This is a genomic window from Chryseobacterium sp. ZHDP1 (genome assembly GCF_018603435.1).
Classification (GTDB): Bacteria; Bacteroidota; Bacteroidia; order Flavobacteriales; family Weeksellaceae; genus Chryseobacterium; species Chryseobacterium indicum.
Genome location: NZ_CP075682.1, coordinates 4,187,760 through 4,202,285, shown reverse-complemented (window position 1 = coordinate 4,202,285; position 14,526 = coordinate 4,187,760). Strand labels below are relative to the sequence as shown.

The following is a 14,526-nucleotide window of genomic DNA, read 5'->3' as shown; positions in this document are numbered from 1 at the left end:
ATTCACGATTTCCATTCTTTCTTATTCTACGTTCCAGCTCAGTTTTTCTTCTTCTGAATTCCAGTCGACATGAATGATCTGTCCGGCTTTTACTTCTTCTCTTACGATCATTTTCGAGATAGGTCTTGCCAATTGAGAACGTATCACTCCTGAGATCTGTCTTGCGCCGTATTTGCTGCTGAATCCGCCCAAAGCAAGATTTTTCACGGCTTCATCGGAGATTTTTAAACTCATTCCCAGTCGCGCTAAAGAGTTGTGTAGTGATTTTAACTGAATATTAAAAATTCTCTCGGCGATGGATTCTGTAATTGGAGCAAAAGGAATAATTTCTGTAATTCTTGCTAAAAATTCCGGTCTGAAACGTCCAGAATTCGACATAATCTGCATCAAAGTTTTCGATTCCGGGATCTTTCCTTCTTCAAACTGTTTTACGATTTCTTCGCTTCCGATATTTGAGGTAAATAAAATCAGGGCATTGCTGAAATCACCTTCTTTTCCAAGTTTATCATGAACTTTTCCCTCGTCCATGATCTGTAAAAACACATCAAAAACCGAATGATGGGCTTTTTCAATTTCATCAAATAAAACGACAGTGTAAGGCTGCTGTCTTATTTTGTTGACGAGCATTCCTCCTTCTTCGTAACCTACGTATCCGGGAGGCGCGCCATACAAAAGTGCGGCTGAATGTTCTTCTTTAAATTCAGACATATCGAAACGAACCATTGCCTTTTCGTCGTTGAAAAGGAGTTCTGCCATCGATTTTGCCAATTCGGTCTTTCCTGTTCCTGTTGGTCCCAAAAGGAAGAATGATCCAATGGGCTGTCCCGGTTTATTGAGTCCGCTTCGGTTTTCAACAATTGCATCGGAAAGGATTTTTAAAGCGTGATCCTGCCCTACAACACGGTTCATTAAAAGAGATTCCATATTCAGCAGTTTCTCTTTTTCCTGCGCCTGAATTTTCCCGATTGGAATGTTTGTTTTTGCCGCCATTACCGCCGCGAGTTCAAGACGGTCTACTTTTTCTCTTTTCTTTGAGGCGTGCTGCAACAGTTCGGCATAGCTGTCTTCAATAATTTTCTGAATCTGCTCCACCGGCATGGAATTGTCGATTTGCGGCTGCTCACTTAAAGATCCCCATAAAATCGGACTTATTTTGTCTCTCAGCAAATTGTAATTCCAGATCAGTTCGTCTGCTTTGTCTTTTTCGTCAAAATAATCTTCGCTCTGAAGCTTTTCGTAGGTTAATTTCCAGCTTTCCAGTTCTTTTTCTGAAAGTTCGTCGAGCATTTTAATCGCCGCCATGGTTCTGTCTAAAAGATCGATGGCTGCATCGGGAAGTTTTTTCCCTTTTGCATATCTTTTTGCAAGACGTACACATTCCGGAAGAGCGGTTTTCTCGACTTCAATTCCGTGGTGTTTTTTGTAGCCTTCGAGTAAAACGTCGATCATTTTAACGCAGGTTTTTTCGTCCGGTTCATTTACGGTTAGCACTTCAAACCTTCGGTTGAAAGCCTGTTCCAGCTCAATAATTTTCCTGTATTCTTCCTGAGTGGTGGCTCCGATTACGGTAATTTCACCTCTTGCGAGTTCAGGTTTCAACAAATTGGCAACGTTTCCGATGCTTCCTTTGGGATCTAAAAGGGTATGAATTTCATCAATAAAGAGAATGGCTTTTTCTATCTTTTTGCATTCGTTGATGACTTTTTTCAAGCGGTCTTCGATCTCGCCTTTGTAAGAGGTTCCTGCCAGTAATGCTCCGGTGTCCAATTCCAGTAAGGTTCCGTTTTTGAGCATTTCAGGAACATTTCCTTTGATGATTTCAATAGCAAAACCTTCTACCAATGCGGTTTTCCCGACTCCGGGTTCTCCGATAATGATAACGTTCGGTTTGCTTCTCCTGCAGAGAATTTCAACCAGCATTCTGAGTTCTTTGTCTCTTCCGATGATGTTTTCCAGTTCTCCTTTTCTTGCCTGTGCGGTTCTGTCTGTGCAATAGCTTTTTATGGAAGGAAAAGACTGATCTGAATAATCTGAACCTTTTGAAAATATCGAAGAAAATTCTCCGTTTTCCGAACTGTCGTAAGGCGTATCTTTTCTGTATAAGTTAAAAATTTCATGTTCTCTGAGAGGTAGTGATTTGAGCTGCTGTAAAGTAAAAGCGACCTGTGGTTTTACAATGGCTGTTAAAATACAGATCGGGGTAATTTCGTCCAGACCTAATTTTAGTCGGATGTCATCCGCTTCTTCTACAATATGATCTACAGTTTCGTCTTCTCCTGCTTCACTTGGAAGATGGCTGGTTTTGGGATAATCTTCAATGCGAACATCTGCCCATTCGTAGAAATATCCGGGATCTTTGTCGATGCTTTTAAGGAATTCGTTCAGCCCGATGTCTTTGTGCATAAGTGCCTGCAAAATGTGCGGAGCTCCGTAGGTGGCATTGTAATTTTCCTTCGCGATGGATTGCGCTATATGAAACAGCTGCTTTACAGTCTCATTGGTAACTAATACTCCCATTGTACTATTCAGATTAATATTTTGTGCGGTGATTTGGTGTTTCTCCGGTTTGGATTTTCCTTGTTTTTTATGGAATGAATCTATAACCGTCTGAATTTTTATTATTTACTAAGTTAACTGTTTTTTCTTAAAAACGGAAAAATATGTATTAATAATGTGATTTAGAATAAATATTTTAACAAAAATTAATTTAAAATGGTAAAAAGACCGTCTTGAGTGACAGCCTTTTGTATGAATATCAATGAAATGAATTGTTTAGCTTGATGGCCAAAGACCTTCGTATTTGGAATTTCCGTAGTCGATGGTTTCTGCACTTACCACGAAGCTGATGAGCATGCTGTTTTCGTCTACCGCATCGAACTCAACTTCGTGCTGAATAACGTATCCGTTGTTCCATGAAAGGGTGATTAATGTACCTTCTTCGTGGGATTTGTTGAAGGTAATTTCTCCTGTGGTCGGTTTGTATTTTCCGTTCAGTAAGCTTTCCAGAATGTCTGATTTTTCTGTCGCTTCTACGGTTACTTTGATGAGCGCATTGGAAGGATCTGAAGCTACTCTCCCGGAAACATCCGTAGATCTGGAAACGCTGTAGTTCAGTTTTAGTAATTTTTGCCCTTCTCCGCCGTTGAATTTTAAGATTCCTCTTGAATTTGCTGCCATGACAGGTAAATTTTAATCGTTATTACTATTTTGTGATTCGGTGATTGTGTAACAAAGATAAAGCGGCAATTTCTCTTCTGAAAGTTTTTAAATATCAATTTGAAATTTTGTCGTATTTCTACGATTTGATGTCGTAATTCTACGACATTGGATTTAATACTATCTTAACAAACCTTTGCTGTAAAATGTTTACGACAATTCTTTGAGTGTAAAAAAACTTTTATTTTTTACACCATACTGAGAAATACTGTAGCTGATTTCGATTTCTTTTACCAATCCGGAGTCTTTATCCAAGATATATTTTCCGACAAAATCAAGCTCATTTTCGTATGAATTTATATTCTGACGGAGAACGATTTCATGATCTTCGGAATCTTCCACTTTCTGCTGAAGCTGAATTTCTGTATTTTCTTCTCCGATTGACTGACTAAGATAAGATTTTCCTTTCTTAAACCTGTTTCTTATGCCTGCAAAATAGTTTTTGATGAAGATGTCTTCCTTCATTCTGCTATGGAAAAGTAAAGGATCGAGAACGACGAGTTCGAATTCATCAAGATATAGTTTAGCGTATTTATCGGGGAAAAGATCTGTAAGACGCTCTTTAATCGTATTGAAATGATCTGTGGTTTCTTTGGTTAACGAAATAAATACAACTCTGCCTTTGTCATCGGTTCTTACCTCAACAGGATTCAGCGAACGGATGGATTCTGAAGCGAGATCCGCCATCATCGTTCCGGATTTTTCGAAAAAATTGTTTTTGAAAAGGTGAAAAATGTGATTATTTTCTTCTTTTCGGATCCATTTTACTGAAACGGTGTAAGAAAGTGCATTTTCTTTTTTTTCAAGCTCATTTTCTTCGGTTTCCCGGCTTTCAACGGTATAAATTTTAGCCAGATTTTCGGGATGGAAAGGAATTTCAGGGTTTAATTTCAGATCTTTGAAAGGTGCATCATTCCTGCTGTTGTATTCTTTTATTTTGTGAATATCAGGAATAAGAAGTTTTTTCCGCGGAACAAGGTTATCGTATATAAAATCTTCTCTCGCACAATGTGCATTGTGAAATTCTTTAAGGTATTCTGGATTTTCGAGATTAATTTCTTCAGCTATACTTTCCAGCGTTTCTCCGGAAAGGATAAAATGAACGGTCATATATTTTTGTTTTTTGGCTCAAACTAAGTTAGAGGAAAATTTTTAGTCCGCAAAATAGTTTTGTCATGATCTTCATGTAACGCAAGGTTCATAAGTTTTTATGCAAATCACTTTTTAAGTTCACAAAGGCGTTCTACTCAGCCAAAAATGCAACCTTTTTTAAAACCATTTTAAATTTAACCACAAAAAAACAGCGCCCGAAAATGGATGCTGTTTCTATTTCAATTATTAATTTTTGATTATTTCTGTCTGGTGAATTCCAGATATTTATCGCCGCATTGCGTGAAGTGTTCGAATTCGTTCATTGCGTTTCCGTAATTCTGGATCACAATTTTGTCACCTTCATAGACACCGCCAATTTCGCCCATCATAATATTGGTGATCGCTCCTGTTTTTTCGTCGGTTTCTGCAGAGACATTTCCGGCAGCAATTACTTTTGTTTTATCTAAAATTTTAAACGTTGGATTTCCGTCCGTATTTTTAAATTCTATTGAAAATCTTGCACCTTCACAGGTTGTTGCGATAAATTTCCCTTCAACAGAAGTTTTGGAGACGGTCTTTTTTGTATCTTTTTCTTCCGGACTTTCTGTTTGTTCATCAGATTGTGCAGCATCTTTTTTCTCAACAGGAACTGCCGTTTTTTCAACAGGCTGAGAAACGGACATTGAGTCTGCTGTTGCCGTTTTGTTCTTTGTTTCATTTTTCGAGCAGGAAATGGTGAAAAGTCCTGCCAGTAAACAAATTCCAATGATTTTTTTTGTAATCATAAGGTATACTTTTGACGTATTTATTAGATCAAAAATACCATAAATTTTAATCCGACCATATTTTTTGTTTTAAAATTAACTGAAAAATGATTGAGGCGATGATTTAAGATGAAAAGTACTGTGGTATTTTAATACTGCGTTCGCAAAGAAAATTCATTCAGCAAATAACAGCACAATACGTTCAAAATATATTTAACGGCAAAAGAGAGATGAGTTTAAAAGATTTACAAAAAAAAAGAGATTGTGAAAAACACAACCTCTCCTATTTTTAAATTTTCTTCAGAATATATTTGTCATTCGGGGGATTAAGCATGTAAATGGTATTTCCCATGAGATAATATTTTCCGCCAATTTTAGCAACAATATATTCTAATGTATCATCTGTTTTGGATTTGATCACGATTTTATCATCAGATGCAGAATTTATAAAAGTTCCTGAAACTAAATTGCTTTCATCATTAATCTTTTCGGTAATGGCAACATTATTTTTATCTGTAATTTTAACCTCATATTTTACCTGATAATCTCCATCCGTTCTTGAAATTTCAAAGTCAGCCTGATAATTTCCTTTCCATTGTGAAAATTCATCAACGACAGTCTGTGCAGATTGACTTTCTTTTTTGGTGTCTGAATTTTGTGTTCCAAATGTAAAATGTTCTTCCAGACCTACATTTTCTTCAGACAGCAATTGTACAGGAAGCGGACATTTTTCAATTTTTGAAGAAACGGGAATGGGTTTAAGCTTTATATTTTTATCCAATTCAAAATTCTTTTCGATTTTAAAGTAAGATTGTTTTGCATCGAAAGTTCCTACCGCAATTCCTTTCCGTTTGCTATCAAAAATAACATTTAAAGAATACATTTCATCATCGGCAATTCTCAAAGTATCTTTTAAAATATCTTTGTTATCAAAGAAAAGCAGATAATTAGATTTCTTTCCTTTTTGGTCCTTAACGACAATATTTTTAACGTAATAATCGTCAAAAGAAGTACCTGTATAATCTGGCTCGAAATAAGTATTTCCTTTTGCGGCAAAAAGATTATCTAAATTTTTTGAACTGTAGCTATCGTCTTTTATATTTTCTTTATCAACAGTAAATTTTGTATTGATGTGATCCTGTGACTGATATTTTTTGCATCCAATAAAAATAAACAGCAAAAGCTGTATTAGCAATAATCTTTTAGAATAGTTCTTCATATATAGTCTTATTTTTTATATGTATGGTTTATTTTGGCTGCTTCATCCTGATCTTTTGTATCGTAAGAATTCAGTTTTACAAATCTTGCAGGGTTCGTTCTTACCGATTCGCCTTTTCCATATGCATCCAAAACTGTTGCCACTTCAAGATGTAAATGAGGTGCTCTTCCTCCGCTTGCAATAGATCCCGAAACTCCGGCGTATCCCAAAACGGTTCCTGCGTCCACTTCTTTTTTGGCGTTTGCATCAGCTTCCGTTACCGAAACACTATCTAAATGCATATAAATAAAGTAGACGTCATCTGTCTCTTTTATATTGATTCCTTTTAGCTCATCGGTAAACTGTGTTTTGTAAGCTACTTTTTTCTCCTGCTCCAAAAGGTCTTTCACATTTTGAATTTTTACTCTTACAATCCATCCTGCAGTTGCAGAATATCTTACCTGATGGATGTTACCTTTTAAAGTTGCATATACTTTATCTTTTCCGGGGATGGCAAAGAAATCAAATCCTGAATGGTATTTTTTGCTTCCGTTGCTGTTTCTTCTGCACCATCCGTATGTTCCGCTGGAAGGCTTTACATTTCCGCCATAATTATATTTTGTAAGTCTTGGATTATCAACAGGATCATGCCATTTTCCACTCTGCTGTTCTACTTTTGCAGGTGCAGCAGATTTCTGGCATAAAAAGCTCGTTTCTGCATTTGCTTCCCCTTTATTGTACCATTTTTCTATTTCTTCCGCTATTTCCCAAACGTACGTTCTTCCTGTTTCGTTTTTTCCTTCTTTAAAAAATGCAGGATTTTGCTGATAAGCTTTTTGCCTTACCCATTTTGTGTTTTTAATAACTTTATTATTTTTATCATAATCCAGCTGTAAGTTCTTATCAAAAACAACATGATTTCTTTCATTACCTCTTCCGCAATCTACAGGCATTAAAATAGCAAGGTAAAAATCTGCCAGTGTATTGAGTTTTCCTTTATAGGGTTCCAGATAATATTCTACGTATGTAAGCTGTTCCAGCTTGGTCATGTTTTTCAGATTTCCGTTTTTTCCGGCAGTTACATTGGTTCCTTTCCTCCTATTGATATCAGCCGCCGCCGTTGTTCCTATCTGTATTAAACCTGTGTATCCTAAACTATTGACGATTGCGGGATTGAAAGTACCTCCTGTTTCCAGAGCCATAGCTGAAGTAAGATAATCGGGTTTACAGCCAAGTCTATGCGAAATTTCAATAATTTTTTTGCGTTCCTGACAGGTAAAATGTTTCCCCCAAAACAATTTGGTTTCTTTACACAGGCATGAATCCTTAGTTTCTCCGTTTACCACACTCGTCGTTTTACCTTCCGGTTTGGGAACTGTGGGTTTTTTATCCGGTTTTACGGCTCCTTTGGATTCTGCCCAGTCCCAAAGTTCATTCCATGTATTTCTTACGGTTTCTGTGAAGGAATCAAATACTCCGCTGGTTTCTTTTTTAGAATCTGGTTTTGAAGCGGCGGGTGAACCTGTGGCTTTTGGCGTAGATTTCTGAGCCTGAGAGGGCTGAATAGGCGGTTTGTATTCAGGATTTTTTATCACGCGGTTTTCACTTGCGTGTTTTCTGTCTCTGTAATATTCTACCGTTACATAGAATTCCAGTTCTTTAGGATCTCTTTCTCCTTTTGAAGCTTTTTGCATCAAAGCTTTAGTAAGTATGAATTCTGCGGTTGCCGTTCCGGTTCTGCTTACAACCGCTTCTTTGCTGTCTACAAATTTATTTTTAGAGTTATGTCCCTCTCCTGCTGCATCATCTTCCCAAAGCGTAAACAGCAGTTTTTTACCGGCAAGATTTACGCACTGCGCGTTGGCAACAAGTTTTTCCTGATAACTGAAAACGGTTCCCGGAGAATCGTCTGCATAGCGCAATTCCACTTTATTGATCTTGGGAACTTCTCTCTGTTGCGGAGTAATATCAATGGTGGTACTTCCTTTTCCTTCCGGCTGATGAAGATACGCTTCCAGACGGTAGGTATTTTTAGCCGCAACTTCTCCAAATGTAAAACTTCCGTCCCCCACTTTTTTGATGTTGGTTGTCGTAAAACTTCCGTCGGGACGTTTTTTAAAAAGTTCCCAGGTAACCACAGCAGGATTTCTCTCTTCTGCGGACGTGGCGGGATACCAGTCTGTAACCATGTAAGTGGTTTTTTCACCAACAACAGGACTTGGGTTTCCCGAGATTTTTGAAACTCCTTTTTTAGACATAGAACGTTCTTTTTGAATTAATTAGTAAGCATCGATTTCACTTTCGAGAACGGTCTCTTTAAAATCCTGCATCTTCACCAAAGGATTGATGTGCTGAACGGTTTTATTATCCGCATTTTTCACATTCTGTTTACTCATTTCTCCACGCTGTCCGTGATCTTTAATGGTAATCTTGCCTCCGATTACACATTGCAGTTCAGAAAGTTCGGTGACGATCTTTTTCCCCATAATGGTTACTTTATCATAAGTTTTCTGCCATTTTCCGGCAGGCGCGTAAGAGCATGGTAGATAACCTCCCGAAGTAGGTTTAAGTCTGCATTTTCCAAAACTGGGACCGGATGGATTAAACTGAAGATCGTCTTCGGTAACGCCAAGAAAATCTGCATTACCATCGGAATCGTTCCAAAAATGTTTCTGATGGGAACTAACTTTGTACTGGGGAAACTGATCACCCTGATTACACTGGGCTTTGCCTTTCCGGACAACAAAATATTTGCCGTCATGAGGTGATGATTGCTGTGACATATTTACGTGATTTGGGTAATCCAAAGATAAAAAATTTACATTAAAAAATAAAAAAAGCAGAAAAATATTTTCCGCTTTTCTATTTATAAAGAATTAATGTTGAGTATATTCCGGTTCTTCAACTGGCATCATGGTCGGCATAAAATATTCATTTAGCCAGTAAAAAGTCTGTCCGTTCTGCTCGATTTTCACCGCAGGATCATTTCTGTGAGACAACATTCTGTCGACTAAATCTTTGTAATGTTTAAAATAGGTTTTTACCGTTTCATTAGTCACAATTTTAGATTTTTTCCAGCCTTTCAGCATATATTTCGACATCAGTTCTTCATCAGAATTATCAAAACCTGTACTGATTCCCACGGAGTAAGACATCGGCTGTTTATAAAGATCGCTTTTGTCTAAAAATTTCAGAGTGGGGTTATATTTTTTCAGCAGTTTCACGTACTCGTTAATCGCTCTGGACTGGCTGAAATCTGATCTTTCCGCTCCGGTGTTCTGATAAACTTCGGTATAGAAAAGTTTTAAATTGTCAAATTCTTTCTCAGAAATTAAAATTCCTTTTTCCAATCCCGGTTTGTAATCTTTCAGTTCTTTCGGAATGTAACCTTTCACCAGAAACGGATTTCCGTAATTGATGAGCTGTGCGGCAATTCCTGCCGGAACCGGATTGGTAAGTCCCGGATAAAGATATTTGTATTTTACATCCACATCCGTTCTTCCTGCTCCTACTGATGAATGGAAATAATCGTTTAAAGATTTATCCAAAGTCGTATTATCAAGAGTAACCTGCGCAATCAGGCTGTCGACGGATTTTTTAAGATAACCGGGCTTCGCGATATCGCCTTTTTTAGGAAAAATCACAAATCCCTGTGCCATACTCTGCTTCGGATAATCGAGTGAGAAAAAGCCTTCATCTCCTTCAATAAGACTGAAATTATTTTTCGTTAAAACATCATTCTGGTTAATAATTTTCTGTTTCTTCAATTCAGCAATATTTTTTGCGGTATTGGTTACCACATTTTCTGCCATCAAAACAAAATCGTTGTAGGTATCGGATGATCTTGCACTGGTCTGGAACATGATCAGTCTCGCCTGAGCCTGCGTTAGAGAATTGATGACTCCATACATATTTCCGCCCTGACTGGATGATGTTCCCACCGTGATTACGATATTGGTTTCATCCGGAACGTTGGATAAGAGGTTTCCGGCTGCCATCAAACCTTCATTTACCGGCTGATAACCGCTGTTGCTTACACAGTTCATCTCATTGCTCTTCTGATCGATGAAGGTGGTTATTTTGCTGTAATCTGTGCTTAAATTTGAAACCGCCACATTGTCTCCACAGGAATTATTTTTGTACAAAACCACGCCGTATTTTATCTGATTAAAATAGGATGGTTTCTCGAATCTCAACTGTAAATCCTGCAACAAGGATTTCACAATCGGAGCATAAGGTGCATTCGGAGCACTGATGTCTAAGGCAAATACGATATTTATTTTTTTGTTTTTCTCCGTAATTTCGCGGTAACGGTCGAAATAAATCGGCTCTCCCAATACATTGAAAACGTAATTTTTACTGTAATCTAAAATATTGGTAAAATACTTTGTTTTAGAATCCGGAGCGGGCGGTTCATTTAAGGGTAATGTTACCGGAAAAATATTTTCAAGGGGTGTTCTTTTGTTTACGTCTGTCAACAAAACAGCAGTCCTATTTTCGGTTTCATTTCCTCCCGGAGAGCCTTCATGAATTCCCAGCGTGGTTTCTGTAATTCCTGTGGTATTTTTCATTTTTACGGCAGAACGTTCTCCCCATGTGGAAACTACGTTGGAGCTTACCCATCCGTACAGACTTGTACTGATGCTGTCGATATCGATGTTTGGTTTTTTACCCACCAGAAATCGTTTGTTGTTTTCCGCCTGTTTGTAGACGTATACGATCTGTCCGTTCGGAATTTTCACATTTGCCTGTTCAATAAGACTTGGCGAATTAAAAACCATGATGGAATCGTTCTTGTAATATCTTTCTGAGTTTTTGATGACCTCACTGTTGCTCGGAACAATGGCTACTCTTACCGGAAATCCTGTTTTTTCGCTTTTTAAAGAATTGCTCCATAAAAGAAGATCGGATTCCGGAATCCAGCCGTAGGTTTTGATCTGTTTGGAAGAGACTTTTTTCATGAGTGCATCCGGAATATATTCTGCAACTTTTACCATTCCGTCGCGGTTTTTTAAAACCATCAAAGGCTCCAGAAATTTAACTTCCTTGTACGATTTTTCATCGCTTTTATCGAGATATGCGGTATTTCTGGATCTGTCGGATATGGCAATCCAAGGAACTGATTTTTTAGGAAAACCGTTCACGACCGGATAATTATCAACCTGTCCGTAATGGGTGGGCTCCGGAGTTCTTTTCGACGGCAGTTTTACCTGACAGCTTACGAGTACTACTGAAACTCCGATATAATATGCTGCTAGAGGAAGTTTATTTTTCATCCTGATTTATTTAATGATTGGTGTGTTGGTTCAAGAAAATTTCTGAACGGAAAATTATTTACTTTGGTTAATATCAACTTTGGTTACACAGTTCTGTGCATCATCGAAGTTTACCTTTACGGTCTGGATCACCATATTTTTATCAAACTGAAGACCTGCACAGTACATGTAAAAGTTATTGACTTTGCTGTCGCTTACTTTTACCACGGTATTTTCATTGTTGCACAGATAGGTTCTCAGTAAATAATTGTAATGCATATTGAAGCTGTTTCCGTTGGCAATCTGCTGAAGATGATATTTAAAATCATTATCTATTTTAGCATAAGCGTCTTCTACACTTGCCTCTTCTTCGAGCGCATCATAGGCGGGAAGAATTTTAATCTGATGAAGAATCGGCTCCGCGCTTTCGTCGGTGTAAAGTGTTACGACATAATCTCCCGGTTTTTTGTAGGAATAGATTGCCATTTTATCTTTAGAATCGATGTTTCCTGTTTCACCGAACTTCCATGTAAACTGTTTGGCATCGGAAATCGCTCGGAACTGTACGTTTTCAAACTGCATTGCCTGAGTCTGCGCATCGATTAAAGTTCTTGTTTTTGCAGAATCTACAGGCTTCGGAATTGATCTTGCGGAAACCATTACGGGAAAAGATTTGGAATATTTGTTATCAATAATCAGCGTTACCTGATAATATCCCGGTCTGTTGTAAAAGTGAAAGCCGCTGTTTTTATCGCTTGAAGTTCCGTCTCCGAAGATCCATTTTTTGGTTTTTGCAAACTGGGTTTTGTCTTCAAACAAAAGGGTGTCTCCTACTTTCAGGGAAGAGGGATAAACTACCCCTACAATATCATCTGCGGAGTGGATCACCTTCTTCTGCAGCCACAATGCAACCAGTGCCGCGATAAGCAGCGTCGCAATAACACCGATGATAATGTTCTTTTTGTTTTTTTGAAAATAATTCATAGTTAATGATTGTGTGATGTGTGTTTTATTTGGTGTGTTTTATGAAAGGATATGAAAATTTACTGAGTCCGTGCTTTTAAAGCTGTTTCCCGCTGAAAAAGCTGGCTTTTCTTCTCTTTGAAACCTATGGAGCATTCTTCAAACTGCTTTTCGAAGCTTTTGATATTTTCCGTTTTGCTGGAAATTACTTTTTTGTCGTTGAAATACATTTTGTAGAATTTCGCAATCTGCGGATACGCATCTTTTCTGATGTCTGAAATATTATCCCCGTTCTGGAAATAATTGGCGACATCGTTAATTCCGTACATGATATTGCTTTCTACAAAAGGCTGCGGCGATTCATCCGTTGAACGGTTGATCATCGAAAAAGTGCTGTCTAAGGTTTTATAGGAAAACTTCTGCTTTTGGTCGAACTTTGCTTTTTCTTCAAGATTCTGCACCGAGATCATATCTTCGTCTGAAAACGGAGATTCAAAACCTTTTAAAAAGATGATTCCCAGAAAAATAAGCGCTGCAAAAAGCATTACAATTAAATATAAAAACTGATAATGCTTTTCTTTTTTAGATAGTGTGATTTGTCCCTGCATAATTTTAGTTTTTATCTTCTTCGTTTGCTTCCCGAGAATTTTCTTGTAGGATCTACCCTTAGTTCATGGTTTACAATGCCCACTTTTCCGCGGCATTCGCTGAGATCCCGTAAAGCATTCTGCTCTTTGTAGGAAACATTTACAATCTGATTTTTCAGTGCAAGCATCGGCTCGATCTGTTTCATGAGGATGGAATAATGCTTAAAATTATCCGCGCTGTCTTTCCCCATGATGTTTTTGGCATCCCTTACGTTATCCATAATGTAGTTGCGGAGGAAAATATCGTTATCCACCTTGCTGATATCGAGCTGATCCATCCGGTACAGGATACTGTCCACATGGATTCTGAGAAGATCGCTTCTTGTAAGCAGTTCGCGGTAGTCGTCCGCCTGTTTTTTGATCCCTTCTCTTTGGATATCATAGCTTTTAAAAAAGAAAAAGACACAGATGAAGGATACACCTGATAAGACAATGAATGACAGAACAAATTTCCAGATGCCCGCCCTAACGTCGGCATGGTTTAATTTTCTCTCCCTGTTCGAAGACATATTTTGTGATTTGGTTTGGTTACGTGAAATTATAAAAAAATAATTTATGCACAAAATTTAAGTTTTCACTTTAAATAATTCTATTTTCTGAATTAAATTAAGATTAATTTTCACTTTCAGCATATTTTCCTAATTTAGTGATCTGAATTTTAATTATCATCCACCAAATCGATAATAAAGTGAGCAAAATATTAACCAATACTGTGCGATTTTCTATTGCCGACAGTGATTTTTATTTTAAGAAAATCATGATCAAAACGCTGACGGAAAATCCGTTCTACATGCTGCTGAACGACTGCAACAACGGGCATGAGCTTATCAGCCGGAATTACAGAAGACAGGAAGACGTATTTATTGTAGAGCTTTTTATGCCTGTTCTCAGCGGGCTGGAAGCCATTAAATACATCCGGAAAAGCGATTCTGAAACCCCTGTTATTACGTATTCCGGAACCTATCAGGAAGATATGGCGGAAATTCTTTCTAAAATTCCCAACACTTTTTACTGTGAGAAAAAAAGTACCATCATTAAAGAAATTATCAAAGGAAAAATTACTTCAGACAGTTTCGATTATGAAGCCTACACGAAACATTGGGAGCAGCAGCCTTTAGCAGTAATGGATTATATGAACCGGCAGAAAAAAAGTCAGGAAGAACTTTCCCCAACAGAAATACAGCTGATGAAATTCTGCTATGAAGGCTTCAGTAACAAGGAGATAGGAGAAAAACTGAATCTCAGTACGAGAACAATAGACACGTACATTAACCGTCTTACGGAAAAGCTCGGATTAAAGACAAAACTTCATCTGATCCGCTTCTGTGTAGAGAACGGCTACTACAATTCCAGTATGTAATCGTGACTTAACAGAACATCTGTACAGAATA

The 14,526-nt window shown here is 37.7% G+C and carries 12 protein-coding genes; 1 reads left to right on the top strand and 11 read right to left on the bottom strand.

The features are described from left to right. Positions 1-21: 21 nt before the first annotated feature. From KKI44_RS19455 to tssO, 11 genes are all read right to left on the bottom strand, one after another. Positions 22-2,517: an ATP-dependent Clp protease ATP-binding subunit gene (locus KKI44_RS19455; RefSeq protein ID WP_214588815.1), complete on the bottom strand. Its 2,496-nt coding sequence runs from the start codon at positions 2,515-2,517 to the stop codon at positions 22-24. A 255-nt stretch (positions 2,518-2,772) separates the two neighbouring features. Continuing rightward, on the bottom strand, positions 2,773-3,177 hold the full coding sequence (tssD, locus tag KKI44_RS19450; RefSeq protein WP_076392041.1) for a type VI secretion system tube protein TssD: 405 nt from the start codon (positions 3,175-3,177) through the stop codon (positions 2,773-2,775). A 189-nt stretch (positions 3,178-3,366) separates the two neighbouring features. Next, the gene (locus tag KKI44_RS19445) at positions 3,367-4,326 is read right to left on the bottom strand and encodes a hypothetical protein (protein ID WP_214588814.1); all 960 of its coding nucleotides are present in this window, start codon (positions 4,324-4,326) and stop codon (positions 3,367-3,369) included. 239 nt (positions 4,327-4,565) lie between these two features. Next, positions 4,566-5,093: a hypothetical protein gene (locus KKI44_RS19440; RefSeq protein ID WP_214588813.1), complete on the bottom strand. Its 528-nt coding sequence runs from the start codon at positions 5,091-5,093 to the stop codon at positions 4,566-4,568. A 268-nt stretch (positions 5,094-5,361) separates the two neighbouring features. Then, positions 5,362-6,291 (bottom strand): hypothetical protein, encoded by a 930-nt coding sequence (locus KKI44_RS19435; protein ID WP_214588812.1) that lies wholly within the window; start codon positions 6,289-6,291, stop codon positions 5,362-5,364. Positions 6,292-6,299: 8 nt separating this feature from the next. Further along, positions 6,300-8,528, bottom strand: coding sequence for a M23 family metallopeptidase (locus tag KKI44_RS19430; protein WP_214588811.1), 2,229 nt, complete (start codon positions 8,526-8,528; stop codon positions 6,300-6,302). Between the two features lie 21 nt (positions 8,529-8,549). Then, positions 8,550-9,053 carry a DUF4280 domain-containing protein gene (locus KKI44_RS19425; RefSeq protein WP_214588810.1) on the bottom strand — a complete coding sequence of 168 codons (504 nt, stop codon included), beginning with the start codon at positions 9,051-9,053 and terminating at the stop codon, positions 8,550-8,552. A gap of 93 nt (positions 9,054-9,146) precedes the next feature. Continuing rightward, positions 9,147-11,546, bottom strand: coding sequence for a type VI secretion system protein TssR domain-containing protein (tssR, locus tag KKI44_RS19420; RefSeq protein WP_214588809.1), 2,400 nt, complete (start codon positions 11,544-11,546; stop codon positions 9,147-9,149). 54 nt (positions 11,547-11,600) lie between these two features. Further along, a complete protein-coding gene (locus KKI44_RS19415) occupies positions 11,601-12,509 on the bottom strand; it encodes a PKD domain-containing protein (RefSeq protein WP_214588808.1) in 909 nt (302 codons plus the stop codon). A 59-nt stretch (positions 12,510-12,568) separates the two neighbouring features. Beyond that, positions 12,569-13,096 carry a type VI secretion system transmembrane protein TssO gene (locus KKI44_RS19410; protein WP_214588807.1) on the bottom strand — a complete coding sequence of 176 codons (528 nt, stop codon included), beginning with the start codon at positions 13,094-13,096 and terminating at the stop codon, positions 12,569-12,571. 11 nt (positions 13,097-13,107) lie between these two features. Then, positions 13,108-13,644, bottom strand: a complete 537-nt coding sequence (gene tssO, locus KKI44_RS19405; protein WP_214588806.1) for a type VI secretion system TssO — start codon at positions 13,642-13,644, stop codon at positions 13,108-13,110. 179 nt (positions 13,645-13,823) lie between these two features. On the opposite strand from tssO, the gene KKI44_RS19400 reads away from it, so the two are divergent. After that, complete coding sequence (locus tag KKI44_RS19400) at positions 13,824-14,495, top strand: LuxR C-terminal-related transcriptional regulator (RefSeq protein ID WP_214588805.1); 672 nt, start codon at positions 13,824-13,826, stop codon at positions 14,493-14,495. The last annotated feature ends 31 nt before the right edge of the window (positions 14,496-14,526 follow it).

What these genes read in the sequence shown, in the direction of transcription:
- tssO (WP_214588806.1), bottom strand. Translation starts at nt 13,644, where the DNA reads ATGTCTTCGAACAGGGAGAGAAAATTAAACCATGCCGACGTTAGGGCG.
- KKI44_RS19455 (WP_214588815.1), bottom strand. Translation starts at nt 2,517, where the DNA reads ATGGGAGTATTAGTTACCAATGAGACTGTAAAGCAGCTGTTTCATATA.
- KKI44_RS19415 (WP_214588808.1), bottom strand. Translation starts at nt 12,509, where the DNA reads ATGAATTATTTTCAAAAAAACAAAAAGAACATTATCATCGGTGTTATT.
- KKI44_RS19425 (WP_214588810.1), bottom strand. Translation starts at nt 9,053, where the DNA reads ATGTCACAGCAATCATCACCTCATGACGGCAAATATTTTGTTGTCCGG.
- tssR (WP_214588809.1), bottom strand. Translation starts at nt 11,546, where the DNA reads ATGAAAAATAAACTTCCTCTAGCAGCATATTATATCGGAGTTTCAGTA.
- KKI44_RS19435 (WP_214588812.1), bottom strand. Translation starts at nt 6,291, where the DNA reads ATGAAGAACTATTCTAAAAGATTATTGCTAATACAGCTTTTGCTGTTT.
- KKI44_RS19430 (WP_214588811.1), bottom strand. Translation starts at nt 8,528, where the DNA reads ATGTCTAAAAAAGGAGTTTCAAAAATCTCGGGAAACCCAAGTCCTGTT.
- tssD (WP_076392041.1), bottom strand. Translation starts at nt 3,177, where the DNA reads ATGGCAGCAAATTCAAGAGGAATCTTAAAATTCAACGGCGGAGAAGGG.
- KKI44_RS19445 (WP_214588814.1), bottom strand. Translation starts at nt 4,326, where the DNA reads ATGACCGTTCATTTTATCCTTTCCGGAGAAACGCTGGAAAGTATAGCT.
- KKI44_RS19440 (WP_214588813.1), bottom strand. Translation starts at nt 5,093, where the DNA reads ATGATTACAAAAAAAATCATTGGAATTTGTTTACTGGCAGGACTTTTC.
- KKI44_RS19410 (WP_214588807.1), bottom strand. Translation starts at nt 13,096, where the DNA reads ATGCAGGGACAAATCACACTATCTAAAAAAGAAAAGCATTATCAGTTT.